The organism is Diaminobutyricibacter sp. McL0608, from assembly GCF_039613825.1.
Taxonomy (GTDB): domain Bacteria; phylum Actinomycetota; class Actinomycetes; order Actinomycetales; family Microbacteriaceae; genus Diaminobutyricibacter.
This window is the reverse complement of sequence record NZ_CP154826.1, coordinates 2,493,121-2,518,963: the sequence shown is the minus strand read 5'-3', so window position 1 is coordinate 2,518,963 and position 25,843 is coordinate 2,493,121. Positions and strand designations below refer to the sequence as shown.

Here is a 25,843-nt window from a genome sequence, read left to right as displayed (position 1 = left end):
ATCACAGGAACCACCGGAAGGGTTTACGGTGCCGCATTATCTCTACCTCGTTCGCCATGGCGAGCAGCAGGATGCCGAACACGGTCTGCCGGACGGCCCGCTCTCAGCGCGGGGCAAGCGTCAGGCGCACCTCATCGCCGAGCGGCTCGGAGGCATCCCGTTCACCTCGATGTACCACTCGCCGCTGAAGCGCGCGGCCGAGACAGCGGCGATCATGGCGGAGCGGATGCCGGCGCTCACCCCGGAACCGTCCAGCCTGCTCTTCGACTGCATCCCGTCCGGTCCGACCCCGGACATGCCGAAGGCGTTCGATTCGTTCTTCGGCGCCGTCACCCCGGCTGAGATCGAGGCGGGGCGCGCCCAGATGGATGATGCCGTCAATGAGTTCCTGACTCCGGCGCGTGCCGACCGGCACGACCTGCTCGTCACCCACAACTTCGTCATCGGATGGTTCGTGCGGCAGGTCTTCGATGCTCCGGATTGGCGCTGGCTGGGCCTCAACCAGGCCCACTGCGGTCTCACGATCATCCGGGTCCGTTCGGCGAAGCCGCCGGTTCTCGTGGTCCACAACGACCTGGGCCACCTGCCGGTCGAGCTGCGCACCGGCCTCCCGGAACTCCAGCCCGTCTGAGCCGGCCTCGCAACCCCGCCGGCCTCAGAGCGTCTTGCGGAACCAGTCGGTCGCGTTCGGGTTGTCGTTGTACGGCTCGATCGGCTCGTACCCGCTCGACCGGTACAGTCCGCCGGCGGCTTCGAGGCTCGAATTGGTGTCGAGCACGACCTCGGTAGCGCCGAAACCTCGTGCTCGATCCTCGAGTTCGTTGAGGATCGCGCGTCCGAGCCCGAGCCCGCGATGGGCGGGTTCGATCCAGAGGTGCTTGATCTCGTAGCGCACCCGATGGCCGGCTACCGGGCCCGCATCCGCCCGCGTCTCGGCAGCGAGGCTTCGCACCCCGCCGCAGCCGGCCGGGTTGTCGTCTTCATCGTGGGCGACAAGGAAGACCCCGGCCGGGGGGATGAACTGCTCGGGGTCTGGGAACGCCGTGCGGTACGCGCCCAGCTGGGCTGGGAACCCCGCCGCGCGCTCCTGGAAATAGGCGGCGAGCATCCGGTGGGCTGTCGGGTCGGTGACGGGGACGTCGGCGTAAGACACCATCCCCCCAGCCTAGATCGCCCGCGTGATCATCTAGATTGGACGGGTGACTATTCGCGTGGCCGTCGCTGGTGCGACCGGAAAACTCGGTTCCGTGGCCGTCAGGCTCATCGAGTCGGCCGACGATCTCGAACTGTTCGCAGCGCTCGATTCGCGCACGCCGCTCGAAGCGATGATCGGCGCGGATCTCCTGGTCGACATGACGCTCCCGGCGGTGAGCCCGGGTATCGTGCACTTCGCAGTGGAGAACGGCATCAACGTGCTCGTCGGCACGTCAGGCTGGGCGGCCGACCGCATCGTCGACCTCGAGCGCCGGGTTGCCGAGCGTGGAGAGGTCGGGGCGGTCGTCGTTCCGAACTTCTCTCTCGGTTCCGCGCTCGGCACGGCCTTCGCCTCGGTCGCCGCACGGTTCTTCGATTCGATCGAGATCATCGAGACCCACGGCCCCGACAAAGTCGATTCGCCGTCGGGAACGGCCGTGCGCACTGCCGAACTGATCGGTGCGGCACGCGCGTCACGCGGACCGGTGGATGCTCCCCGCACCGACCAGCGCGCCCGCGGCCAGCAGGTCGCCAGCGTCCCCATCCACAGCCTGCGCATGCGCGGCGTCGTGGCCCGCCAGGAGGTCATCCTCGGCGGCGAAGGGGAGACGCTCACCATCCTGCACGACACGATCGGTTCGAGCGCCTATGAGGCGGGCATCCTCCTGGGGATCCGCGCCGCTTCGACCGCCAGGGGCGTGACCGTCGGACTCGATCGGCTCATCGACCTCGGAATCGCCGAACCGGCCGGCGACGTTCCCGAACCCAGCGTGCGTGAAACCTCGTGAAGAACCGTCTCGCCGCCATACTCATGGCGGTCCTACTGCTGATCTACCTCGTGCTCGTGTTCGACCGCGGTGTGCTGCTCATCCAGACCGGTGATCCGATCGCGATCGTGATGGGTGTTGCGCTGTTCGTGCTCCCCGTGATCGCCGCGTGGGCGATCGGTCGTGAGCTTCTGTTCGGTGCGCGCACCGAGAAGCTCGTGCACATCCTCGATGAGGAAGGCGGCCTGCCGGTGGACGATCTTCCGCACCGGGCGAGCGGCCGGCCGCTCCGTGAAGCCGCCGATGCCGATTTCCCGCAGTACAAGGCCGAAGTGGAGGCCGAACCGCTGAGCTGGCGTGCCTGGTTCCGTCTCGGGCTCGCCTACGACGCGTCCGGCGACCGCAAACGCGCGCGAGCTGCGCTGCGCGAGTCGATCCGTCTGTACCGCGACGGCGAGCGCAAGCCGGCCTAGCCGTCGCTCTCACGCGCCGGTCGCGTCAGCGCGCCCGCCGCGCGACGAGGCGGGCGATCGCGTCGCGCGCCTTCGCGTCGGCGAACACGAACCCATCGGCGAGAAGCTTCTCGGGGATGACCTTCTGGCTGGACAGCAGCAGTTCCTGGCCGGCATCGCGCAGGGTGACGTCGACGACCTTCTCGGGGAGCGGGAGTCCGTATGGCCGATGGACCTGCGCCGCCAGCTCACGCAGGAAACCGTCCGCCGTGATCGGTGTCGGCCCGACAAGGTTCACGGGGCCTTCGAGCGACGAGTCGAGCAGGTGGATGATCGCTGCGACCTCGTCGTGGAGGCTGATCCACGGCCAATGCTGGCCGCCGGTGCCGATGGGACCGGACAACCCGAGCCGTGCGAGCGGGAGCAGCGGCCGCATCGCGCCTCCGCGTCCGACGACGACACCGCTGCGGACCGTCACGACGCGGGTCTTCTCCGGCGCGAGACGGGCGGCGGACTCCCAGGCGTCGACGAGGTCGGACAGGAACCCGGAGCCCTTCGACGACTTCTCTGTGAGCCGTTCGCCCGGCCGGTCACCGTAGTATCCGACCGCTGATGCATTGATGAACACGCCGGGCGCCGTCGCCGCCATGCGCATGGCGTCCGCGAGCGTCTGCGTCGTGTGGATGCGCGAGTCGAGGATCTGCTTCTTGTAACGGCGGGTCCAGGGCAGGTGGCTGAGCGACGCGCCGGCGAGGTTGATCACCGCGTCCACCCGCTCCATGAGCGTGAAGTCGATGATGCGTGCGGTCGGCGACCAGGTGAACTCGGACTCGCTGCGCGGGTCGTGGCGCACGAGCCGGAGGACGGTGTGACGGTCGGCTTCGAGTCGGTCGCGCAACTCGGAGCCGATCATCCCGGACGCGCCGGCGACGAGGATGCGCATCCGACTCAGGCCAGGTCGGCTTCGATCGTGATCGGGATGCCCACGAGCGCGCGGGAGACCGGGCAGGTCGCCTTGGCCTCTTCGGCAAGGCGCTGGAAGTCCTCTTCGCTGATGCCGGGGACCTTCGCATTGACGAGCAGGTGGCTGCCGGTGATGCCGCTGGCGGGGTCGAAGGTGACGGCCGCGGTCGTCTGGATGCTCTCAGGCGCAGTCCCGAACGACGCGAGGATGTTCGAGAACGCCATCGAATAGCAGGCCGAGTGGGCCGCACCGAGCAGCTCCTCCGGATTGGTGATGCCTTCACGGCCTTCGGTACGGGCCGCCCAGCTGACCGGGAACTCCGCTGCGTGCGACGAGTCGAGGGTGAGGGTGCCGGCGCCCGACTTCAGGTCGCCTTTCCAGACGGTGGTCGATTCGCTGGTGAGAGCCATGGGGGATCCTCCTGAGGTCGGCTGATGGATTCCCTTCCAGCCTATCGACGGCCTCGGCCGTCGACCGAGGTCACACCCGATTCGCAGCCGTGCGGCGGATGACGCCCGCGCGCACGAGCAGCAGGTAGATCTGGCAGCCGAGGCAGTAGCCGAACACCGAGTTGAGGAATGCGGCGACGAACGCGAGACCCGCCGCGATCACGACGGCGTACGGCACTCCGAACAGGGCCAGCACCAGGCCGAGAAGGGTGATGACGAAGCCGACGCCCTGAGCGAACGTGGGCGGCGCCGGATCTTCGCGCTCGGTCGGCGGAGCGAGGCGTGGTCGCACCAGCGCGCGGAAGATCAGGCCGTAGGGATGCAGTTGGATGCCGGCGAAAGCGCCCCACGCGAACAGCAGCGAGACGACGAGGAGCACGACGAACGCCGCGATGTCCAGACCGGCGAGGCCGAGGAAGATCGTCAGCAGCAGGAGCACCGCTGTGATCCCGGCGCCGAAGCGCGGACTGCGCGGGTCGATCCCGTCCGCGGGTCCCGGGATTGCGGGTGCTGTGGTCGCGGCCGGCGTGGCTGATCCGGCTTCAGGCTGTGACATGGGATCTCCCGATGAGGTCGTCGAGTGCGGCGCGCAGATCGTCGCGCCGCGGTGCCCCGCCGACGCGGGCGCGGACGACGCCGGCTCCGTCGACGAGGAAGGTCGTGGGGGTCTGCAGGATGTTGAAGCGGCGTGCCAGGTCGGGATGCTCGGTCAGGTCGATCTCGACATGGGCGACACCCTCGCGTTCGGCGCTGAGCTCTCCGAGGACGACCGCTGTCGCCCGGCACGGGGCGCAGAATTCCGTGGAGAACTGCAGCAGCGTAGCGGCCGACCCGAACGGCTGCGTTGAGTCGACGCCCGCCGCCGTCACAACGGAGCGATCGTCCGTGCGTTTCCGGATGCGGCCCGTGTGCGACCGCCAGAGCAGCCCGATCACCGTGCTGACGGCTACGAGGCCGAGCACGATGGCGAGGGAGGCGAGCCCGTTCATGGTGTCGCCGACACTACGCGCGCGAGGGCGCGCCGAGGTGAAGTGTGACGCGACGTTACGCGCGCACGCCGGTGACGTCCCGGCCGCGCATCCGGATAGGGTTGGCGCGTGCCCGAGATCGAGTTTCGTTCCGATATGACCGTGGAGCTGGTTCGTTCCAGCGCGCACGATTCCGATGTGCTCTTCGCCGCCCGCGTCTCGACGCAGGGCGAGCAGACGCTCGAGCAGAGCAGGCTCGACGGCTCCGAGACCGAGACGGACACCGCCCGCGACCGCGGCCTGATCAACTACCTCATGCGCGACCGCCACGGCTCGCCGTTCGAGCACAACTCGATGACGTTCTATGTGCAGGCGCCGATCTTCGTGTTCCGCGAGTTCATGCGGCACCGAATCGCGTCGTACAACGAAGAGTCCGGACGCTACCGCGAACTCCGTCCGGTCTTCTACGTTCCCGACACCGAGCGACGGCTCGTGCAGACCGGCAAGCCGGGCGCATACGAGTTCACGCCCGGCTCCGCGGAGCAGTCCGCGCTGGTCGAGCAGCAGACGAGGACCTCGTCCCGCCAGGCGTTCGAGGCGTACCAGCGGATGCTCGAGGCCGGCGTCGCGCGTGAGGTCGCTCGGATCGTCCTCCCGCTGAACATCTATTCGTCGATGTACGTCACGATGAACGCGCGATCGCTCATGAACTTCCTGTCGCTGCGGACACGGCATCCGGAGTCCCGTTTCCCGTCGTTCCCGCAGCGGGAGATCGAGATGTGTGCCGAGCAGATGGAAGATCTGTGGACCGGGCTGATGCCTCTGACGCACGCGGCGTTCGAGTCGAACGGCCGGGTCGCGCCCTGAGCATTCCGCACGCTCTGCCGACCGCGCCGAGGCGATAGCCTGTACAACATGTCTGACTCCGCGAATCCGTTCGGCCAGGTGCTGGTGGCCCTGGTGACGCCGTTCACCGCCGATGGCGAGGTCGACTGGGCCGGCGTGGAGAAGCACATCGACGACGTCATCAACGACGGCGCCGACGGCATCGTCGTCACCGGCACGACAGGGGAGACGTCGACACTGACCGACCCCGAGAAGCTGCGTCTCGTCGAGGTCGGAAAATCGGTCTCCGCGGGCCGCGCGAAGATCATCACCGGCGGCGGATCGAACGAGACCGCCCACGCCATCCAGCTCTACCAGCAGAGCGAGAAGGCGGGCGCCGACGGCGTCATGATCGTGACGCCGTACTACAACAAGCCGACGCAGGCCGGCATCCTGACGCATTTTCGAATGATCGCGGATGCGACCGACCTTCCCGTGATCCTGTACGACATCCCCGGCCGCACCGGGGTGCCGATCACGTACGAGACGATCCTCCGCGCTGCCAAGCACCCGAACATCCTGGCTATCAAGGATGCGAAGGGCGACTTCAGCGAGGTCAGCCGGGTGCTCAACCAGACCGACCTCCTGTACTTCTCAGGCGACGACGCGAACGTGCTGCCGCACCTGTCGATCGGCGCCTCCGGGCTGATCGGCGTGACGGCGAACATTGCGGCCAGGCCGTACCGGCAGATCGTGGATGCGGTCAATTCCGGCGACCTGGCCACCGCGACCGCGGCGCACCGCAAGCTGGAGCCGCTGGTGCGTGCGGTCATGACCCACGTCCCAGGCACGGTTGCCGCCAAGTACATCCTCCACGGGCTCGGACGGATCTCCAGCCCGCGGGTCCGCCTGCCCCTCGTCGGCCCCGAGGAGTGGGAGGCCGCCCAGATCGAAGACGAGATCGACCTCGTCACCGACATCCCCGGCGTGGACTTCCGCAACTTCCGGCCCGACCGCAATGCCGCGGCCGGCGGTGCGCTGCCCAAGATCGCCGGCACAACACGTTAGGTCCTGGCCACTGCCCGGATCGCATCACCAGGAGCGCCCAGCGCCCGCAAACGCATAGGAGGGGCAGATGCCCAACCTCGTCTCCGACCCGCCCGCACTCGAACCGGGCACCCTCAGGATCATCCCGACCGGGGGACTGGGGGAGATCGGCCGCAACATGACGGTCTTCGAATTCGGCGGCAAGATCCTCATCGTCGACTGCGGCGTGCTGTTCCCCGAGGAGAACCAGCCGGGCGTCGACCTGATCCTGCCTGATTTCGCCCCGGTGCGCGATCGCCTCGACGACATCGTCGGCGTCGTTCTCACGCACGGCCACGAGGACCACATCGGTGCCGTGCCGTACCTTCTCCGCCTGCGCGCCGACATCCCGCTGATCGGATCCGGCCTCACGCTCGCTCTGGTCGAGGCGAAGCTCAAGGAGCACCGCATCCAGCCGTACACGCTGACGGTGAAGGAGGGCCAGCACGAGGCGCTCGGCCCGTTCTCCCTGGAGTTCGTCGCGGTCAACCACTCGATTCCGGATGCGCTCGCCGTCGCCATCACCACGGAAGCCGGGGTCGTGCTGCACACCGGCGACTTCAAGATGGACCAGCTTCCTCTCGACGACCGGATCACCGACCTCCGTGCCTTCGCGCGGCTGGGCGAGAAGGGGGTCGACCTGTTCATGGCCGACTCCACGAACGCCGACGTTCCGGGCTTCACGCCACTCGAGCGCTCGATCGGGCCTGTGCTCGACAACGTCATTGCGCGTGCTCCCCGCCGCGTCATCGTCGCGAGCTTCTCCAGCCACGTTCACCGCGTGCAGCAGGTGCTCGACGCCGCAGAGGCGAACGGCCGGCGGGTCGCGCTCCTCGGCCGCTCGATGGTGCGCAACATGGGCATCGCCGCCGACCTCGGCTATCTGAAGGTGCCGGAAGGCATCCTCATCGACTACAAGAAGGCAGCAGACCTGCCGGACGACCGCATCGTCTACATGTCGACTGGTTCGCAGGGCGAGCCGATGGCCGTCCTCGCCCGTATGGCCAACCTCGATCACCAGATCGAGGTCGGGCCGGGCGACACGGTCATCCTCGCGTCCAGCCTGATCCCCGGCAACGAGAACGCGGTGTACCGCGTCATCGATGGTCTGACCAAGCTCGGCGCGAGCGTGGTGCACAAGGGCAACGCCAAGGTCCACGTCTCCGGTCACGCGGCGGCGGGGGAGCTGCTCTACTGCTACAACATCATCAAGCCGAAGAACGTCATGCCCGTTCACGGCGAGTACCGGCACCTGGTCGCGAACGCCGCGCTCGCCATGGACACCGGCGTGCCGGCAGAGAACACGATCCTGGCCGAGGACGGCACCGTGATCGACCTCCGCGACGGTGTCGCGCGGGTCGTCGGGCAGCTCGATGTCGGCTATGTCTACGTCGACGGCTCGAGTGTCGGGGAGATCACGGATGCGGACCTCAAGGACCGCAGGATCCTCGGCGAAGAAGGCTTCATCTCGATCATCGTCGTGGTCGAGGCGGCGAGTGGACGCATCATCACCGGGCCCGAGATCCACGCCAAGGGCTTCGCAGAGGACGACGCGGTGTTCGACGATGTGAAGCCGAAGATCGCTGCGGCACTCGCCGATGCAGCCCACAACGGCGTGCGCGACCCGCATGCGCTGAGCCAGGTAGTCCGCCGCACAGTCGGCCGCTGGGTCAACACGAGCTACCGGCGCCGCCCCATGATCGTGCCGTTGGTGATCGAGGCGTAGCCTCGGCCACGAATGGGCGCAGCATCGAGGCGTAGCCTCGGCCACGAATGGGCGCAGCATCGAGGCGTAGCCTCGGTCACGGATGGGCGCAGCATCGAGGCGTACCGAAACCCGCCGGAAACACTGCGCGAGTACGCTCCCGCTATGGGAGGGTTCGAGATCCGCAGTGCGACCCCGGCCGATGCCCGCTTCATGGGTGACATGCTGGTCGAGGCCGCGAACTGGAGTGTCAGTCGTGCGCGCCCGCGGGTGGCCATCCTCGACGACCCGAAAGTCTCCCGGTACATCGCGGGATGGCCGCGGCCCGGTGATTTCGGGTCGGTCGCGATCGATTCCCACGGCATCCCGATCGGCGCGTGCTGGGCGCGGTTGTTCCCGCCGAATTCTCCCGGCACCGGGTTCGTCGCTGTGGGGGTGCCCGAGCTGACGCTCGGCGTGAATCCGCAGTGGCGCGCGCAGGGCGTCGGGCGCGCGCTCCTGAAGGCGATCACCCGGCAAGCGCTCTCCGCAGGGCATTCCCGGCTCAGCCTGAGCGTCGAGCGATCGAACTTCGCCCAGAGGCTCTATGTGAGCGAGGGCTACGTGACCATCGAATCGCGAGAGTCCTCCGACACGATGGTTGCGACCATCCGCTAGGCGCTTGCCGGTTGCGTACCGGAGACACCCCCGCGCTCTTCCGGGCCAATGACGGCGGCGCAAAGTACCGTGTTGGCATGGCTACGAGCACCAAGTCGACTTCACGCGCCCGGAACACCCCCGCGCGCGGAGGTTCGACGGGGCGCAAGCCTGCCGCGAACACGGCTGCCCAGAAGACGGTGAAATACCCGTCGGCCGAGCCGAAACCTGCCCTCCTCGTGCGCATCTGGATGGCGCTCGCGCACATGGTCGGCGGCGCCTTCCGTGCGCTCGGACCGGAGAAGTTCGCGAAAGAGGAGCGTCGAGACGGCGTCCCCTTCTTCCTGATCATGCTGGCGATCGCCGGTGCGATCGCCGAATGGTTCCTGATCGACAACACCATCGCACAGACCCTCGAGGTGTGGACGTTCGGAGGACTCTTCGGACGGGTCGCCTACGCGCTGCCCGTCATCATGGTGCTGTTCGCCGCCTGGCTGTTCCGTCATCCGAGTTCGGTCCACGACAACACACGTATCGGAATCGGGCTCGGAATCCTCCTGATCTCCGTGTCCGGGCTGTGCCACGTGTTCAGTACGCACCCGATGCCGGCCGACGGCATCACGAAGCTGGCCGAAGCCGGCGGAGTGCTCGGATGGCTCCTGGCCTGGCCGCTGTCGATCGTGCTCACGTGGGTCGGCGCGGGGATCGTCATCGGCCTGCTGCTGGTCCTCAGTCTCTTCATCATCACCAAGACCCCGCCCAACAAGGTCGGCGCGCGCATCCGCGAGCTGTATGCGTATCTGTTCGGAGCGCAGCTTGCGACCGAAGAGGAGCGCAAGGCGGCCAAGGATGCGAAGAGCGAGGCCAGGACCCAGCAGGTTGAGCTCGACGACATCGACGAGCCTGCCGACGAGGCGAACCTTCCCTGGTGGCGGCGCAACAAATCGCAGCGCGAAGACGATCCCGCCTACGACAGCCCGGTCATCGCAGACGACCTCACCGCCATCCTCGGCACCCCCGCGCAGGCCAGCAACGGCGAGTTCGCGTCGGCGATCGAGCCGGATCCGGAGTCCGACCACTACGGCACCGAAGTCCTCGACGAGCTGCGGGTTGCCGAAGACGCGGTCAAGCGGTTCACGGGTGAGGTGTCTGCGGCGGGGCAGCATCCCACCGGGCTGCGCCCCGACGGTGCGACAGAAGTGCTTCCGGGGTTCTCGACCGATGCGCAGGCCGACTTCGACGAGGTGGCAGCAGGTGCTGCGCGTCCGCTCGCCCCGGTCCCGCCGGCGCCGTACCGTCTGCCGGCACCGACCATCCTCTCGGCCGGTTCGCCTGCGAAGACGCGTTCGGCGGCCAACGACGAAGTGGTGCGGCAGATCACCGAGGTGCTCGACCAGTTCCAGGTGGATGCGAAAGTCACAGGATTCTCGCGCGGCCCGACAGTGACCCAGTACGAGATCGAACTCGGTCCGGGCGTCAAGGTCGAGCGGGTGACCGCGCTCAGCAAGAACCTCTCGTACGCCGTCGCGAGCAATGAAGTGCGCATCCTTTCGCCGATTCCGGGCAAGAGCGCGATCGGCGTGGAGATCCCGAACAGCGACCGCGAGATCGTCTCACTCGGCGACGTGCTGCGGTCGGCCGCGGCGACGAAGAGTGTGCACCCGATGACGATCGGCGTCGGCAAGGACGTCGGCGGCGGCTACGTCGTCGCGAACCTCGCCAAGATGCCCCATCTCCTGGTGGCAGGATCCACCGGGTCCGGAAAGTCGAGCTTCGTCAACTCGATGATCACGAGCCTGCTGATGCGGGCCAAGCCTGCTGACGTGCGCATGGTGCTCATCGACCCGAAGCGCGTCGAGCTCACGATCTACGCCGGGGTCCCGCATCTCATCACGCCCATCATCACCAACCCGAAGAAGGCAGCCGAAGCGCTGCAATGGGTGGTCAAAGAGATGGACATGCGCTATGACGACCTGGCGAGCTTCGGCTTCCGCCATATCGACGACTTCAACAAGGCGGTCGTCAACGACGAGATCGTCCTGCCTGCGGGAAGCGAGCGCAAGCTCAAGCCGTACCCCTACCTCCTGGTCGTCGTGGACGAGCTCGCCGACCTGATGATGGTCGCTCCGCGCGACGTGGAGGACTCGATCGTTCGCATCACGCAGCTGGCGCGCGCATCCGGAATCCACCTCGTGCTCGCGACCCAGCGTCCATCGGTCGACGTCGTCACGGGACTCATCAAGGCCAACGTGCCGTCGAGGCTGGCGTTCGCGGTCACCAGCGTCACCGATTCGCGCGTCATCCTCGACCAGCCGGGAGCGGACAAGCTCATCGGCCAGGGAGACGGGCTCTTCCTCCCGATGGGCGCATCGAAGGCCGTACGCGTCCAGGGCGCGTGGGTCAGCGAGTCGGAGATCCAGAAGGTCGTCGACCACGTCACGCGCCAGGCGCGGCCGGAGTACCGGCAGGATGTCGCTGCCGTGGCCGAGAAGAAGCAGATCGATTCCGACATCGGCGACGATCTCGAGCTCCTCCTCGCCGCAGCCGAACTCGTGGTCTCGACCCAGTTCGGGTCGACGTCGATGCTGCAGCGCAAGCTGCGCGTCGGGTTCGCGAAGGCCGGCCGTCTGATGGACCTCCTCGAGTCGCGGGAGATCGTCGGCCCCTCCGAAGGGTCGAAGGCGCGCGACGTGCTCGTGACGGCGGAGCAGCTTCCGTCGGTACTGGCGAGGCTGCGCGGCGAGGAACCGCCGGGGACGGCGTCGGCCGCTCCTCAGGCGCGTGCCGCAGGGCCGGACGCCACAGCCGTGGCCTACGACGACCCGTACGACGGCGATCCTGTCGCCCGTATGACCGAGGGCTATCCTGAAGTGGAGGGCGACTCGAACGAGGACGCCTGGCAGCTGACCGACAGGGAGTAGACCGATGTCGGTGCCCGACGCCCCACCGCCGGCAGCGGCGGGAGGCCAGCCGCTCCGAACTCCGAGCAACTGGAACCTGCCGAACGTCATCACGGTCGTGCGCATCCTTCTCGCGCCGCTGTTCGTGTGGATGCTGCTCGCCGACAACGGCGAAGACGGCTGGCTCCGGTGGGCTGCGGCCGCCCTCTTCATCCTGGCGATCGCGACGGACGGCGTCGACGGTGCCATCGCGCGCAGGCGCAACCTGGTCACCGAGCTCGGTAAGCTGCTCGACCCGATCGCAGACAAGGTGCTCACCGGCGGCGCTCTCATCGCGCTCTCGATCCTGGGCGAGCTGCCGTGGTGGGTGACGATCGTCATTCTGGTTCGCGAGGTCGGGATCACCATCTACCGCTTCGTCGTCATCCGCCAGGGCGTCATCGCGGCATCACGCGGGGGCAAGATCAAGACGATCGTCCAGTCGGTCGCGATCTCGTTCGCGTTGGTCCCCTTGTGGACGATCTTCGGCGACTGGATCTACTGGGTCAACACGATCCTCATGACCGCTGCCGTCATCCTCACCGTGGTGACCGGCATCGACTATCTCTGGCAGGCCTGGAAGGGCCGGAGGGCGCGGCGTGACTGACCCGGACACTGTGTCGGATGCGGCTGCCGCGACGGATCTCACGGAGCGGGTGATCGCCGAACTCATCGCCCGCTCGCTCACCGTGGTCGCGGCGGAGTCCCTCACCGGGGGCGAACTGGTCGCCGAACTCACCAGGGTGCCGGGGGCATCCGCGACTGTGCTCGGGGGTGCGGTGGTCTACGCCACCGCGCTGAAGCACACCCTGCTCGGCGTGGACCAGGACCTCCTGGATTCGCACGGGCCGGTTCACCCCGAGGTCGCCGTCCAGCTCGCGCGGGGAGTGCGGGAGCGGCTCGCCGTCGACGGGAAGCTGGCGGATGTCGGGCTGGCGACGACGGGAGTGGCGGGACCCGACGGGCAGGGCGGACGTACGCCCGGGACAGTCTTCGTCGGGGTCTCGTTCGGTGAGGGCACGAGGGTCGTCGAGCTGGCGTTGTCCGGCGGTCGCTCCGAGATCCGTCGCGCGACAGTGGTCAGGGCGATCGAAGAGCTCGCAGCGGAGCTCGGGATCAGCCGTATGTGACAGGTGGGAATACCCCCTGTTTCGGGTCTGTTACAACTCGTAGATTCACAACAAAACTCCAGTCGCCGTCGATATCGTGAAGCAATGGATGCGTGTAGTGTTGGGCATCCGGATCTATCGTCCGACGTGGTGGCAGGGTTGAAAAGGAGGCTCCAATGATTCTTGTACGTCAGGAAATCGGCGACGTGCTCAGGGACTTCCGCCTGCAGAAGGGGCGCACGCTGAGGCAGGTCGCCAGCAAGGCGAGCGTCGCACTCGGCTATCTGAGCGAGGTCGAACGGGGCCAGAAGGAGGCATCGAGCGAGATCCTCGCTTCGGTCGCGGACGCACTGGACACACCGATCTCGGTGATCATGCGCGAGGTGGGAGACCGCCTGGCGGTGCTCGAAGGCATCGAGCCGATCATCCCCGATACGATCCCCGACGAGTTCGTCGCAGCGATGGACGCAGACCTCGTCTCACGCTGATTCGATTCTTTCGACGGACGCCCCGGAGACCGGGGCGTCCGTCATGTCTGCAGGAGCTTTTAGGGTGGTCCCATGAAGTTGAGCGAATTCCAGCGCGCGGTGTCCGACGAGTTCGGCGTGGAGTACGGGCGTGCCCTCACGCACGACCTGGTGCTCGGCGAACTCGGCGGACGCACGGCTGTCGAGGCGCTCGCGGCCGGTGTTCTTCCGCGCGACGTCTGGCTCGCGCTCTGCCGTGAGACGGATGTGCCGAAGTCGCACTGGCACGGTGCGGGCAAGCCGGCGCCGAGGCGCTGACACCGCGGACACGCCGCTCGCATTTCTCGAAGATATGTTCGGATGTTGGTAGGCTCCTTCACAACGGCAATCGAAAACGGGTTGTCCACATACTGGCCCGTCAGCGCGTGAGTGTCGGTGCCCACGCGTACAGTCGAACTCGTTAGCGAAGCCCAGAAGGAGAGACCGAAATGCCATCACCCGCCGATCGTGAGAAGGCCCTCGAGACTGCGCTCGCGCAGATCGACCGTCAGTTTGGCAAAGGCTCCGTCATGCGCCTGGGCAGCGATGAGCGCGCGCCCGTCGAGGTCGTTCCGACCGGTTCGATCGCACTCGACGTCGCGCTCGGCATCGGCGGCCTCCCGCGTGGCCGCATCGTCGAGATCTACGGTCCGGAGTCATCGGGCAAGACGACGCTGACCCTCCACGCGATCGCGAATGCGCAGAAGGCCGGCGGCATCGCGGCGTTCATCGACGCGGAGCACGCTCTCGATCCCGAGTACGCCCGCAAGCTCGGCGTCGACATCGACGCCCTCCTGGTCTCTCAGCCCGACACGGGTGAGCAGGCGCTCGAGATCGCCGACATGCTCGTGCGAAGCGGCTCGATCGACCTGATCGTCATCGACTCCGTCGCGGCGCTGGTGCCCCGTGCCGAGATCGAAGGCGAGATGGGTGACTCCCACGTCGGCCTGCAGGCCCGGCTCATGTCGCAGGCACTCCGCAAGCTGACCGGTGGTCTGAGCCAGACCAACACCACGATGATCTTCATCAACCAGCTGCGCGAGAAGATCGGTGTCTTCTTCGGAAGCCCTGAGACCACTGCCGGAGGCAAGGCACTCAAGTTCTACGCGTCGGTGCGCCTTGACATCCGCCGCATCGAGACCCTGAAAGACGGAACGGAAGCAGTTGGAAACCGTACCCGTGTCAAGGTCGTCAAGAACAAGATGGCACCGCCCTTCAAGCAGGCCGAATTCGACATTCTGTATGGTGTCGGAATCTCCCGCGAGGGCAGCCTGCTTGACTTCGGTGTCGACCATGCCATCGTCAAGAAGTCGGGTGCGTGGTACACGTACGAGGGCGACCAGCTCGGCCAGGGCAAAGAGAACTCGCGCAACTTCCTCATCTCCAACCCCGACATCGCCAATGAGATCGAGACGAAGATCAAGATCAAGCTGGGCATCATGGCCGACCCGAACGCCGTGGCCGAGCCTGTGTCCAACGTCGGGTCCATCGAAGAGAAGCTCCAGGCTCGCAAGGGGGCGTGACCGGGCAACCGGGTCACCTGAAGGAGGACGAACATGGTGAGTTTCCCGCCATCGTCGGACTCGCCGAACTCCGGCTCGCAGAACTCTGAGGTGCAGAACGATGAGCATGTCGCTCCGGTGACCTTTCTTCAGCCGAGGAGACCCGCACGCGAGCGTGTCGCGTTCACGCGGTTCGACGATCCTGACGAGGACGCAACCTTCGGAGGCACGTTCGACGACGACGGAGGGTTCATCGAGAAGAGCAAGCCGGCGACGACTCAGCGCGCACGCGTGACGAAGATCAATGGTCCGACAGCCGCAGATGCGGTGCCGGTCGACGTACCGGACCCAGATGCGCAGAGGGCGCGCGACCGTGCCTCGAAGCTCTCGCTCGATCAGCTTGCACGACGCGGAATGTCCCGCTGGGAGCTCGAACAGGTCCTGAAGAAGCGCGAGATCGACGACGAGACGATCCAGCAGCAGCTCAACCGTCTCGAAGACGTTCGCCTGCTCGACGACGCCGCACTCGCCCGGTACCTCGTATCCACCCTCCACGAGCGCAAGGGGCTCGGCAGCGCGGCGATCAGGCAGGAGCTGAGGCGCAAGCACATTCCTGACTACGAGATCGACTCGGCGATTCATGAGCTCGACGGCGAAGAAGAAGAGGCGAAGGCGATCGAGCTGGCGCTCAAGCGCATCCGTCAGCTCTCGTCGTACGACGACGAGACGATCAAGAGACGCGTGCATGGCTTTCTCTCCCGCAAGGGCTACGACGGTCACACGGTGAACTCCGCGATCAGCGTCGCGATGCTCAGGAACAAGCGTCCGGACGTTCGTTTCGAGTGACTGGGGCCCGCCTGGTGGGCACTCGGCTCACGAGTCGGCGCACGTCGCCGCCCGACCGTAAACTAGGTGCATCATGAGCACCATCACCGAAGCGCGCACTGTGATCCTGCCGTCCGATGCGGCGGTCGACGAGACCGGTCGGGCGCGCACCTACGAAGTGCGCACCTACGGGTGCCAGATGAACGTGCACGACTCCGAGCGGCTCAGCGGCTCCCTCGAAGCAGCAGGCTACGTTCCCGCCAACGGCGAAGAAGCCGACATCGTCGTCATCAACACGTGCGCCGTGCGCGAGAACGCGGACAACAAGCTCTACGGCAACCTGGGTCATCTGGCGTCGGTCAAGAGGCGGCACGAGGGGATGCAGATCGCCGTCGGCGGGTGCCTCGCCCAGAAGGACAAGAACGTCATCCTCGAGAAAGCTCCCTGGGTCGACGTCGTCTTCGGCACGCACAACATGGGATCCTTGCCGAGCCTGCTCGAGCGAGCACGCCACAACGACGCCGCCGAGATCGAGATCCTCGAGGCGCTCGAGACCTTCCCGTCCACGCTGCCCACCAAACGTGACTCCAGCTACAGCGGATGGGTCTCCATCTCCGTCGGCTGCAACAACACGTGCACGTTCTGCATCGTCCCATCGCTGCGTGGAAAAGAGAAGGACCGCCGGCCCGGCGAGATCCTCCGCGAGATCAAGGCGCTTGTCGACGACGGTGCGATCGAAGTGACGCTTCTCGGCCAGAACGTGAACTCCTACGGCGTCGAATTCGGCGACCGGCAGGCATTCGGCAAGCTCCTGCGTGCCACGGGAGAGATCGAGGGCCTGGAGCGCATCCGCTTCACCAGTCCGCATCCGGCAGCGTTCACCGACGACGTGATCGACGCCATGGCCGAGACGCCCGCGGTGATGCCGCAGCTGCACATGCCGCTCCAGTCCGGGTCCGACCGCATTCTCAAAGCGATGCGCCGGTCCTACCGTTCCGAGAAGTTCCTCGGCATCCTCGACCGCGTGCGGGCGAAGCTCCCCGATGCAGCTATCAGCACCGACATCATCGTCGGATTCCCCGGCGAGACCGAGGCGGACTTCCAGGAGACGCTGCGCGTCGTAGAAGCCGCGCGCTTCGCCTCCGCCTTCACGTTCCAGTACTCGATCCGCCCGGGAACTCCGGCTGCGACCATGGAAGACCAGGTCCCGAAAGCCGTCGTGCAAGACCGTTACGACCGGCTGATCGCGCTCCAGGAGCGCATCTCTCTCGAAGAGAATCAGAAGGTCGTCGGCCGTGAGGTCGAGGTGCTCGTCGCCAACGGCGAAGGCCGCAAAGACGCCGACACCCATCGACTGAGCGGGCGCGCGCAGGACAGCCGCCTCGTGCACTTCGAAGTTCCGGCCGGGTCCGAACTGCCGCGACCGGGCGACGTCGTCACTGTGACCGTCACCCACGCCGCACCGTTCCACCTGATCGCGGACTCGGCCGACGGCGCACCCCTCACGATCCGCCGCACCCGGGCCGGAGACGCCTGGGATCGTGCCGAGGCCGAATCGTGCGCAGTGCCCGCGCACGGCTCAGCGTCCGGCGCAACCCAGGGGCGAGTCTCGCTCGGACTCCCGACTCTCCGCACCGGCGAGCCGCTGACGGTTCCGGGCGTCGGAACGATGCCCATCTACGATCCGACGGATGGCGAGCGCTGAGGCGCAGCCGGCAGACCCGGCGACCGAAGCCGCGCATCCGCTGATCGTCGTCGTCGGTCCGACCGGGACCGGCAAGACCGACCTCTCCCTCGACCTCGCCGAACGCATCCGCGCCGAAGGACGCGACCCCGAGATCGTCAACGCCGACGCGATGCAGTTCTACCGCGGAATGGACATCGGTACCGCGAAACTCCTGCCGCACGAATGGCGGGGGATCCCGCACCACCTGATCGACATCCTCGAAGTCACCGATGAAGCCACCGTCGCGCGCTACCAGCCGCGGGCGCGCGCCGTCATCACGGAGATCGCGCGCCGGGGGGCCGTGCCCATCCTCGTCGGCGGGTCCGGGCTCTATGTCTCGAGCGTGATCTACGACCTCCGCTTCCCGGGAACAGACGCCGGCATCCGCGAACGACTCGAGACGGAACTCGAACAGCAGGGTCCCGGCATGATGTATCGGCGCCTGGCCGACGTCGACCCCGCCGCTGCGGCATCCATCGGCCCGAGCAACGGGCGCCGCCTCGTGCGCGCCCTCGAAGTCATCGAGCTGACGGGCCGGCCGTTCAGCGCATCCCTCCCCGAAGAACCGGTGCCGTGGATGCCGATCGTGACACTCGGTCTGCGTGCGCCCCGCGAAGAACTGACCGCGCGTCTCGACGCCAGGGTCGAGCGGATGTGGCGGTCCGGCCTCGTCGACGAGGTCCGCCGACTCCTGCCTGCAGGGATCGAGCGCGGCGTCACCGCGAGTCGCGCGATCGGCTACATGCAGGCGCTCGCGCAGTTGCACGGAAGGCTCAGCGAAGACGACGCGATCGCGCAGACACAGCAGCTCACCCGCCGTTACGCCCGCCGCCAGGTCAGCTGGTTCAAGCGGTACCCTGGGCTGCACTGGCTCGACTACGACGACCCCCGACTCGTCGACCACGCCCTCGATAGGCTGTAGCCATGGCGACAACGCTCCACTTCACCAAAGGGCATGGCACGGGGAACGACTTCGTGCTGTTCGCCGACCCCGACGGCCAGATCGACCTGACGCCGACCCAGATCGCGGACATCTGCGACCGCCATTTCGGTGTGGGGGCGGATGGGGTCATCCGGGCCGTCCGCTCGCGCCACCTCCCTGAGGGGGCCGAGTCGCTCGCCGAAGACGAGGGCGCCGAGTGGTTCATGGACTACTACAATGCAGACGGTTCGATCGCCGAGATGTGCGGCAACGGCATCCGGGTGTATGTCCGGTTCCTCATCGAGTCCGGCCTCGCCGAGCTGGCCGACGGCGACACCCTGCCGATCGGAACCCGTGGCGGTGTCCGCGATGTGCAGCGCAACCTGACCGGCTTCCAGGTCGATCTCGGACGCTGGTCCCTGTCCGGCGGCGAGCCGCTCGTCCGCGCCCGTGAACTCCCGGTGGCGCGTCCCGGGCTGGGCCTCGATGTCGGAAACCCGCACGTCGTCGTCGCGCTGGCCGACGAGGACGAGCTCGACACCGCCGATCTGACCTACATCCCGCACCTCGATCCGGCGCCGGCCGATGGTGCGAACGTCGAATTCGTCGTTCCGCGTGAGCCGCTGGTCAAAGACGGGGTCGGCCGCATCCGCATGCGCGTCCACGAGCGCGGAAGCGGCGAGACGCTCTCCTGCGGCACGGGAGCGGCCGCAGCGGCGCTCGCCACCCGCTACTGGGCCGGCGGCGGAGCCCCGAACAACTGGCGGGTGGATGTTCCGGGCGGCATGGTCGGAGTGCGCATGTTCCCGACCGAGGACGGCGAGCACGTTGCGCTCTCCGGGCCGGCCGAACTCGTCTTCGAGGGTGATCTCGAACTGAGCTGACCTGCTGGTGGGGGGATGCGCGGTGCGTCCGGCTATTCGGCGGGCGATTCGTCCGAACGACGTCGGGCTCGCAGCACCCGGTACCCCTTGCTCGTCGCGGCCCGCGTCACCGAGAGCGTGCCGGCGAAGGTCGTCTGCATCCACCGGTGGAGGGAATCCGAACCGAGGTTGCGCTGTACGACCAGCCAGGCGTCGGAGCCGGGCTCGAGCCGGGGCATCCACCGCTCGAGCAGGTTGTGGAGTTCGTTTTTGCCGACCCGGATCGGCGGATTCGACCAGATCGTGGTGAAGCTCACCGAATCGGGAACATCGTCGGGCAGCGCAGTGTTGACATTGACGAGGCCGAGTTTCTGCGCGTTTCTGCGCACGAGATCCAGGGCCCGGGTATTGACGTCGACGGCCCAGACCGTCGCATGAGGGGATTCGAGTGCCAGTGTGAGCGCAACGGGCCCCCAGCCGCAGCCGAGGTCGAGAAGATGGCCTCCGGGCGGTGCAGAGGGCACATGGTCGAGGAGCACACGTGTGCCCGTGTCGACGCGCTCCGGGCTGAAGATCCCGTTGGCCGTGGTCAGTTCGAAGGTCTGACCGGCCAGCCGCACCGTGAACGGGCGGAGCCCCGGATCGCTCTCGGGCGCAGAGGTGAAGTAGTGATCGCCGCTGGCCATAGAGGAAACGTACAGGACAGGAACGAACTAGGGTTACCCGAGATGGTGAATACCGAATTGAATGAGCCGCAGAGCGGCGAAGAGACACGCTCCACCGACGTCGATGTCGTGGCGCGCGTACTGGCGAACGCCGATACCCACGCGGGTGTGTCGCTGTTCACGAGCGGAGCGCAGGCGCTCCAGCGCGGGACCGTGGACGACACATCGCACGACGGCGAGCAGTTCGATCGTGAAGACCGCGCGGCATTGCGCCGGGTGTCCGGTCTGTCGACCGAGCTCGAAGACGTCACCGAGGTCGAGTATCGACAGCTGCGGCTGGAGAACGTGGTCCTCATCGGCGTGTATTCGCAGGGTTCGTTGCAGGACGCCGAGAACTCGATGCGTGAGCTGGCGGCACTGGCTGAGACCGCGGGCGCCGTCGTACTCGACGGCCTCCTGCAGCGGAGACCGCATCCGGACCCCAGCACCTACCTGGGCCGCGGCAAGGCCCAGGAGCTCGCGGGTACCGTCGCAGCCCTCGGCGCCGACACCGTCATCGCCGACACGGAATTGGCCCCGAGCCAGCGGCGTGCCCTCGAAGATGTGGTCCGTGTGAAGGTCATCGACCGCACCGCCGTCATCCTCGACATCTTCAGCCAGCACGCGAAGAGCCGCGAAGGCAAAGCCCAGGTCGAACTCGCCCAGCTCGAATACCTCCTCCCTCGTCTGCGCGGCTGGGGTGAGTCGATGTCCCGGCAGGCCGGTGGCCAGGTCGGTGGCGCGGGTGCCGGCATGGGATCGCGTGGCCCCGGTGAGACGAAGATCGAACTCGACCGTCGCCGCATCCACACGCGGATGGCGAAGCTGCGCAAGCAGATCGCCGGTTTCAAGCCCGCGCGTGAGGCCAAGCGCGCGAACCGCCGTCGCAATTCGGTGCCGTCCGTCGCGATCGCCGGGTACACGAACGCAGGCAAGTCCAGTCTCCTGAACCGGATCACGAAGGCGGGCGTGCTCGTCGAGAACGCGCTGTTCGCCACGCTCGACTCGACCGTTCGCAAATCCGTCACGGCCGACGGCCGCCTCTACACGCTTGCCGACACCGTCGGCTTCGTCCGCAACCTGCCCCACCAGCTCGTCGAGGCGTTCCGGTCGACGCTCGAAGAGGTGGCGGATTCCGACGTGATCGTGCACGTGGTCGACGCGTCGCATCCCGACCCCGCGAGCCAACTCGCGACCGTCCGCGATGTCATCGGCGAAGTCGGTGCGCGCGACCTGCCCGAGCTGGTCGTCTTCAACAAGGCAGACCTGGTCGGCGACGATGAGCGTCTGGTGCTGCGCGGGCTCGAGCCCGGAGCGATCTTCGCCTCCGCGCGCACCGGCGAGGGCATCGACGACGTCCTCGCCGCAATCGCCCGCCTCATCCCCGACCCGTCGATCGAGCTCGAGCTCGTCATCCCGTATGACCGCGGCGACCTGATCTCCGCGCTGCACGAGCGCGGACGGGTGATGTCGACCGAGTACGTGGACGACGGCACCAAGGTGACGGCGCGCGTCCTTCCGGAGTACGAGGCCGTCTTCAGCGCGTTCGCCGTCGCCTGATCCGGGCGGTGTCGTCATATGACGACACACGCCTGTCGGTGCGCTGCGGTGCTTGCTAATCTGCCTATCAATCGTTGTCGCGCAGGATCTCCTGGGCGGCATGGAGCGACAGCCGAGCCCGGCACCCGCCCGCGAAAGCCTTCGGGCTCATGACCCTCCAGGGGCGTGCGCGGCAAGCCTGCGGCCGCCGTCCCGTGGATGCGGTCATCCCGACATCACCTGGACGGAAGACATGCGATGAACGACCACGGATCTGCACCGGCCGTCGCCGGCGACGTGCCGTGTCCGGGCCGCGTCCCGTTCTCCTTCGAGCTCTATCCGCCCCGTAACGGGGCGGCAGCGGCCGCCCTGCCCGCTACGATCGACCGGCTTGCTGCCGCCGGCCCCGAGTTCATCTCGGTGACGTACGGCGCGAACGGATCGTCGCGCACGTCATCCCTGGATGTGCTCCGCTACATCCTCTCGAACACCACGGTGAGCCCGATGGCGCACCTGACCTGCGTCGGTTCCTCGCACGTCGAGGCGAACCGTCTCATCCGCGAATTCCTCGATGCCGGCGTCCGCAGCTTCCTGGCCGTGCGCGGGGACCCGCCCGCGGACGCCCGCGACGGCGACACCGGACTCGGGGACCTTCACAGTGCCGGCGAACTGGTTCAGCTGATCCACCGGGTACAGGCCGAGCGGGTGCCGTACGAGGAGCGCCTCGTGCCCGGTATCCCGACAGCGCGCGAGGTGCGGACCGAACGCGAACACGTCCGCATCGCGGTCGCAGCGTTCCCCAACGGGCACCCCAACTCGCGCTCGGCGAGCCAGGACATCGACACCCTCCTCGCGAAGCAGGCCGCCGGTGCGAACCTCGGCATCACCCAGCTCTTCTTCCACCCCGAGGACTACCTCTCCTTCGCCCAGCGCGCGAAGGATGCGGGGGTCGAGTTCCCGATCCTGCCCGGGATCATGCCCGTCACCAGCCCCGCGCGACTGAAGCGGATGCTCGAACTGAGCGGCGAGGACCTGCCGAGCGAGCTCGCGATCCAGCTCGAGATCGAACCGACCGAGGAAGGTCAGCGCGAGATCGGCATCGCGTGGGCGAGCGGCGTGGTCTCGCAGCTCGTCGCAGGCGGTGCCCCGGGCATCCACCTGTACACCTTCAACCAGCACCACGCCGTCCTGTCCGTGCTGGAACGCACGGGACTCCTGCACAACGCCACCGCCTGAGCCAGCACCACCTGAAAGAGAGAACAGAATGACCGACACCACGACTCGCGCCGCCTTTCCGACGGGGACGATCCTCGGCTATCCGCGTATCGGCCGCCGCCGTGAACTGAAGAAGGCCGTCGAGGCCTTCTGGGCGGGCTCCATCGCCGCGGAGGAGCTCGAAGCGCAGGCCGCTGAACTCCGTTCCGTCACGCGCGAACGGCTGGCCGGGCTCGGTCTCGGGCGCGACGATGCTTCGATTCCCGAGAGCTTCAGCTACTACGACCAGGTGCTCGACGCTGCTGTGACGCTCGGCGCGCTGCCTTCACGCTTCGCCGGCCTCGCGGATGCTGCCGGTCACGTCGACCTCGCCGGCTACTTCACCATCGCTCGCGGAGAGGGCGAGAACGCACCTCTCGAGATGACGAAGTGGTTCGACTCGAACTACCACTACCTGGTGCCGGAGATCGGTCCCGAGACGTCGTTCGCACTCGCCTCCGACCGTATCGTGCGTGAGTTCGAGGAGGCCAAGGCGGCAGGATTCGTGACCCGGCCGGTCATCGTCGGCCCCGTGACGTTCCTCGCCCTCAGCAAGCCGAGCGACGAAGCCCCCGATGGTTTCCGCCCCCTCACCCGTCTCGCCGACGTGCTCCCCGTCTACCAGGAGCTTCTCGCGCGGCTCGCTGCCGTGGGAGCACCGTGGGTGCAGCTCGACGAGCCTGCCCTCGTGAGCGAGAGCATCGAGGATGCGCGTTCCGAGGTGCTCGAAGCCGTGCGCTCCGCCTATGCGACGCTCGGCGCCGAAGCGGATCGCCCCGCAATCTTCGTCGCGGCGCCGTACGGAAGCCTGGACGACGCCCTTCCGGTCCTCGCGGCGTCCCCTGTCGAAGCGATCGGGCTCGACCTCGTGCGAGGAACGGTCCCGTCCGGGCTCGACGCGGCCACCACAGCCGCCCTCGCCGGCAAGACCGTGGTCGGCGGCGTGATCGACGGCCACAACATCTGGCGCGGCGACCTCGAGGCCGCCTTCGGAAAGCTCACCTCCCTGCTGTCGATCTCACCGGACGTGGCGGTCTCCACCTCGACCTCGCTGCTCCACGTGCCCCATGACGTCGACGACGAGCCGGCACTGTCCGAGCAGCTGACGTCGTGGCTCGCGTTCGCGGACCAGAAGGTCGGACAGGTCGCGACACTCGCAACAGGCCTTCTCGACGGCCACGAAGCGGTGCAGGATGCGTTGCGCGCCGCATCCGACGCGCTTGCCGACCGCCGGTCGGCGCCCGGCGTGCGCGATGCCGCCGTCCGCGCCCGTACGGCCGGCCTCACTGAGGCCGACTTCTCACGCGGCGAGTACAGCGATCGTCTGGCAGCCCAGGAGGAGGCGCTCGGCCTGCCGTTCCTGCCGACCACCACGATCGGGTCGTTCCCGCAGACGGGCGACATCCGCCGGGCCCGTGCGCAGCTCGCGAAGGGCCTGATCAGCGAAGCCGAATACCTGGGTCTCATGCGCGACGAGATCAAGCGCGTCGTCGACCTCCAAGAGGAGATCGGCATCGACGTCGTCGTGCACGGCGAGCCCGAGCGCAACGACATGGTGCAGTACTTCGCCGAGAACCTCGACGGTTTCGCCGTCACGCAGAACGGCTGGGTGCAGTCGTACGGCAGCCGCTGCACCCGTCCGTCGATTCTGTGGGGCGACGTCTCGCGGCCGAAGCCGATCACGGTGGACTGGTCGACCTACACGCAGAGCCTCACCCAGAAGCCCGTGAAAGGGATGCTCACCGGCCCTGTCACGATCCTCGCGTGGTCGTTCGTGCGCGACGACCAGCCGCTCGGCGAGACCGCGCGCCAGGTCGCGCTGGCGCTCCGCGATGAGATCGGCGACCTGGAGGCATCCGGAATCCGTATCGTGCAGGTGGACGAGCCAGCACTCCGCGAGCTGCTTCCGCTCAAGCGTGCCGCCCACGCCGACTACCTCGACTGGTCGGTCGGATCGTTCCGCCTCGCCACTGCGGGTGTGCGCGACGAGACGCAGATCCATACCCACCTCTGCTATTCGGAGTTCGGCGTCGTCATCGATGCGATCCGCAACCTCGACGCCGATGTCACGAGTATCGAGGCGGCCCGCTCGCGCATGGAGGTCGTCCACGACATCCAGACCAGCGGATTCGACCACGGGATCGGCCCGGGCGTCTACGACATCCACTCGCCGCGTGTGCCGAGCGTCGCCGAGGTGACCGAGCTGCTGGAGACAGCGCTCGCCGCCATCCCCGGCCGCCAGCTCTGGGTGAACCCGGACTGCGGGCTGAAGACCAGGGGCTACGACGAGACGGTGGCGTCGCTGAAGAACATCCTCGAGGCGACACGGGTCGTCCGGGAGAAGGCGGGCGTTCCCGCCTAGTCGCGGACGGTCGGTCGGGCGCACAGGTTCTGAACCGGCGCACAGGTTGCAACCTGTGCGCCGGGAGCGAACCTGTGCGCCGGGAGCGAACCTGTGCGCCCGTTTCTCCTTCGCCGGCGTCCGCGGTGACAGGATTGCTGCATGGTCGAGATCTCCGACGATGAGTTCGAACGCATCGTCACCGAAGAGTACGACGCCATTCCCGACGACTGGTTCGGGCAGCTGGACAATGTCGCGATCCTGATCGACAACCAGCCGAGCGGAGAGTATCCCCGGCTCTACGGCCTGTACACGGGACACCCGTTGACGCGTCGCGGCGTGTACGGCTACGGCGAATTGCCCGATCGCATCACCCTGTTCAAGAACAACATCCAGGAGCGCAGCGCCGATCTCGACGAGCTCCGCAGGCGGGTGCGGGTCACTCTCGCGCATGAGATCGGCCACTATTTCGGGCTCTCGGACGCTCGCCTCCACGAGCTCGGCTGGGCGTAGTCCGGGCCCGCGGGAAATACTCCCGCTGCGTTATGCCGGCCGATCCAGCCGGAG

Annotated in this window: 27 protein-coding genes; 21 read left to right on the top strand and 6 right to left on the bottom strand. The window is 67.3% G+C overall.

Going from position 1 to position 25,843, the window contains the following annotated elements; translation table 11 throughout:
* Positions 1-28: 28 nt before the first annotated feature.
* Positions 29-631 carry a histidine phosphatase family protein gene (locus AAYO93_RS11960; RefSeq protein ID WP_345761410.1) on the top strand — a complete coding sequence of 201 codons (603 nt, stop codon included), beginning with the start codon at positions 29-31 and terminating at the stop codon, positions 629-631.
* Positions 632-655: 24 nt separating this feature from the next.
* Here AAYO93_RS11960 and AAYO93_RS11955 read toward each other — a convergent pair whose 3' ends face one another.
* The gene (locus AAYO93_RS11955) at positions 656-1,156 is read right to left on the bottom strand and encodes a GNAT family N-acetyltransferase (RefSeq protein ID WP_345761409.1); all 501 of its coding nucleotides are present in this window, start codon (positions 1,154-1,156) and stop codon (positions 656-658) included.
* A gap of 43 nt (positions 1,157-1,199) precedes the next feature.
* On the opposite strand from AAYO93_RS11955, the gene dapB reads away from it, so the two are divergent.
* Together dapB and AAYO93_RS11945 are read left to right on the top strand one after the other, a co-directional pair.
* Complete coding sequence (gene dapB, locus AAYO93_RS11950) at positions 1,200-1,982, top strand: 4-hydroxy-tetrahydrodipicolinate reductase (RefSeq protein WP_345761408.1); 783 nt, start codon at positions 1,200-1,202, stop codon at positions 1,980-1,982.
* Complete coding sequence (locus AAYO93_RS11945) at positions 1,979-2,434, top strand: tetratricopeptide repeat protein (RefSeq protein ID WP_434056632.1); 456 nt, start codon at positions 1,979-1,981, stop codon at positions 2,432-2,434. The genes dapB and AAYO93_RS11945 overlap by 4 nt, the downstream gene beginning before the upstream one ends.
* Before the next feature lie 25 nt (positions 2,435-2,459).
* On the opposite strand, the gene AAYO93_RS11940 is transcribed toward AAYO93_RS11945, so the two are convergent.
* The 4 genes from AAYO93_RS11940 to AAYO93_RS11925 all read right to left on the bottom strand — a co-directional run bounded on the left by AAYO93_RS11940 (position 2,460) and on the right by AAYO93_RS11925 (position 4,815).
* Positions 2,460-3,356 carry a TIGR01777 family oxidoreductase gene (locus AAYO93_RS11940; protein ID WP_345761407.1) on the bottom strand — a complete coding sequence of 299 codons (897 nt, stop codon included), beginning with the start codon at positions 3,354-3,356 and terminating at the stop codon, positions 2,460-2,462.
* A 5-nt stretch (positions 3,357-3,361) separates the two neighbouring features.
* On the bottom strand, positions 3,362-3,787 hold the full coding sequence (locus AAYO93_RS11935; protein WP_345761406.1) for an OsmC family protein: 426 nt from the start codon (positions 3,785-3,787) through the stop codon (positions 3,362-3,364).
* 70 nt (positions 3,788-3,857) lie between these two features.
* Positions 3,858-4,382 carry a DUF4395 domain-containing protein gene (locus AAYO93_RS11930; RefSeq protein WP_345761405.1) on the bottom strand — a complete coding sequence of 175 codons (525 nt, stop codon included), beginning with the start codon at positions 4,380-4,382 and terminating at the stop codon, positions 3,858-3,860.
* The gene (locus AAYO93_RS11925) at positions 4,369-4,815 is read right to left on the bottom strand and encodes a TlpA family protein disulfide reductase (protein ID WP_345761404.1); all 447 of its coding nucleotides are present in this window, start codon (positions 4,813-4,815) and stop codon (positions 4,369-4,371) included. Before AAYO93_RS11925 ends, AAYO93_RS11930 begins: the two co-directional genes overlap by 14 nt.
* A gap of 135 nt (positions 4,816-4,950) precedes the next feature.
* Here AAYO93_RS11925 and thyX point away from each other — a divergent pair, with 135 nt between their 5' ends.
* The 14 genes from thyX to dapF all read left to right on the top strand — a co-directional run bounded on the left by thyX (position 4,951) and on the right by dapF (position 19,459).
* The gene (thyX, locus tag AAYO93_RS11920; protein ID WP_345764873.1) at positions 4,951-5,661 is read left to right on the top strand and encodes an FAD-dependent thymidylate synthase; all 711 of its coding nucleotides are present in this window, start codon (positions 4,951-4,953) and stop codon (positions 5,659-5,661) included.
* A 48-nt stretch (positions 5,662-5,709) separates the two neighbouring features.
* Positions 5,710-6,687: a 4-hydroxy-tetrahydrodipicolinate synthase gene (gene dapA / locus AAYO93_RS11915; RefSeq protein WP_345761403.1), complete on the top strand. Its 978-nt coding sequence runs from the start codon at positions 5,710-5,712 to the stop codon at positions 6,685-6,687.
* 67 nt (positions 6,688-6,754) lie between these two features.
* Entirely contained in the window at positions 6,755-8,431 is a 1,677-nt protein-coding gene (locus AAYO93_RS11910; protein WP_345761402.1) for a ribonuclease J, read from the top strand.
* Positions 8,432-8,575: 144 nt separating this feature from the next.
* Complete coding sequence (locus AAYO93_RS11905; protein WP_345761401.1) at positions 8,576-9,067, top strand: GNAT family N-acetyltransferase; 492 nt, start codon at positions 8,576-8,578, stop codon at positions 9,065-9,067.
* Positions 9,068-9,144: 77 nt separating this feature from the next.
* Complete coding sequence (locus AAYO93_RS11900) at positions 9,145-11,967, top strand: FtsK/SpoIIIE family DNA translocase (RefSeq protein WP_345761400.1); 2,823 nt, start codon at positions 9,145-9,147, stop codon at positions 11,965-11,967.
* Positions 11,968-11,971: 4 nt separating this feature from the next.
* Entirely contained in the window at positions 11,972-12,592 is a 621-nt protein-coding gene (gene pgsA / locus AAYO93_RS11895; RefSeq protein WP_345761399.1) for a CDP-diacylglycerol--glycerol-3-phosphate 3-phosphatidyltransferase, read from the top strand.
* Complete coding sequence (locus AAYO93_RS11890; RefSeq protein WP_345761398.1) at positions 12,585-13,115, top strand: CinA family protein; 531 nt, start codon at positions 12,585-12,587, stop codon at positions 13,113-13,115. The genes pgsA and AAYO93_RS11890 overlap by 8 nt, the downstream gene beginning before the upstream one ends.
* A gap of 155 nt (positions 13,116-13,270) precedes the next feature.
* On the top strand, positions 13,271-13,582 hold the full coding sequence (locus tag AAYO93_RS11885) for a helix-turn-helix domain-containing protein (RefSeq protein ID WP_223690903.1): 312 nt from the start codon (positions 13,271-13,273) through the stop codon (positions 13,580-13,582).
* 72 nt (positions 13,583-13,654) lie between these two features.
* Positions 13,655-13,879: a DUF3046 domain-containing protein gene (locus tag AAYO93_RS11880; protein WP_345761397.1), complete on the top strand. Its 225-nt coding sequence runs from the start codon at positions 13,655-13,657 to the stop codon at positions 13,877-13,879.
* A 170-nt stretch (positions 13,880-14,049) separates the two neighbouring features.
* Positions 14,050-15,123, top strand: coding sequence for a recombinase RecA (recA, locus tag AAYO93_RS11875; RefSeq protein WP_345761396.1), 1,074 nt, complete (start codon positions 14,050-14,052; stop codon positions 15,121-15,123).
* Positions 15,124-15,156: 33 nt separating this feature from the next.
* The gene (locus AAYO93_RS11870; RefSeq protein ID WP_345761395.1) at positions 15,157-15,948 is read left to right on the top strand and encodes a regulatory protein RecX; all 792 of its coding nucleotides are present in this window, start codon (positions 15,157-15,159) and stop codon (positions 15,946-15,948) included.
* A 73-nt stretch (positions 15,949-16,021) separates the two neighbouring features.
* Positions 16,022-17,632 carry a tRNA (N6-isopentenyl adenosine(37)-C2)-methylthiotransferase MiaB gene (gene miaB / locus AAYO93_RS11865; RefSeq protein WP_345761394.1) on the top strand — a complete coding sequence of 537 codons (1,611 nt, stop codon included), beginning with the start codon at positions 16,022-16,024 and terminating at the stop codon, positions 17,630-17,632.
* A complete protein-coding gene (gene miaA, locus AAYO93_RS11860) occupies positions 17,619-18,575 on the top strand; it encodes a tRNA (adenosine(37)-N6)-dimethylallyltransferase MiaA (protein WP_345761393.1) in 957 nt (318 codons plus the stop codon). The genes miaB and miaA overlap by 14 nt, the downstream gene beginning before the upstream one ends.
* A 2-nt stretch (positions 18,576-18,577) precedes the next feature.
* Positions 18,578-19,459, top strand: coding sequence for a diaminopimelate epimerase (dapF, locus tag AAYO93_RS11855; RefSeq protein WP_345761392.1), 882 nt, complete (start codon positions 18,578-18,580; stop codon positions 19,457-19,459).
* A gap of 32 nt (positions 19,460-19,491) precedes the next feature.
* Here dapF and AAYO93_RS11850 read toward each other — a convergent pair whose 3' ends face one another.
* Positions 19,492-20,124 carry a class I SAM-dependent methyltransferase gene (locus tag AAYO93_RS11850; RefSeq protein WP_345761391.1) on the bottom strand — a complete coding sequence of 211 codons (633 nt, stop codon included), beginning with the start codon at positions 20,122-20,124 and terminating at the stop codon, positions 19,492-19,494.
* A 42-nt stretch (positions 20,125-20,166) separates the two neighbouring features.
* On the opposite strand from AAYO93_RS11850, the gene hflX reads away from it, so the two are divergent.
* From hflX to AAYO93_RS11830, 4 genes are all read left to right on the top strand, one after another.
* A complete protein-coding gene (hflX, locus tag AAYO93_RS11845) occupies positions 20,167-21,702 on the top strand; it encodes a GTPase HflX (RefSeq protein WP_345761390.1) in 1,536 nt (511 codons plus the stop codon).
* Between the two features lie 237 nt (positions 21,703-21,939).
* Positions 21,940-22,917 carry a methylenetetrahydrofolate reductase gene (locus AAYO93_RS11840; protein ID WP_345761389.1) on the top strand — a complete coding sequence of 326 codons (978 nt, stop codon included), beginning with the start codon at positions 21,940-21,942 and terminating at the stop codon, positions 22,915-22,917.
* 28 nt (positions 22,918-22,945) lie between these two features.
* Complete coding sequence (gene metE, locus AAYO93_RS11835; RefSeq protein ID WP_345761388.1) at positions 22,946-25,297, top strand: 5-methyltetrahydropteroyltriglutamate--homocysteine S-methyltransferase; 2,352 nt, start codon at positions 22,946-22,948, stop codon at positions 25,295-25,297.
* A 141-nt stretch (positions 25,298-25,438) separates the two neighbouring features.
* On the top strand, positions 25,439-25,789 hold the full coding sequence (locus tag AAYO93_RS11830) for a metallopeptidase family protein (RefSeq protein WP_345761387.1): 351 nt from the start codon (positions 25,439-25,441) through the stop codon (positions 25,787-25,789).
* Positions 25,790-25,843 lie beyond the last annotated feature (54 nt).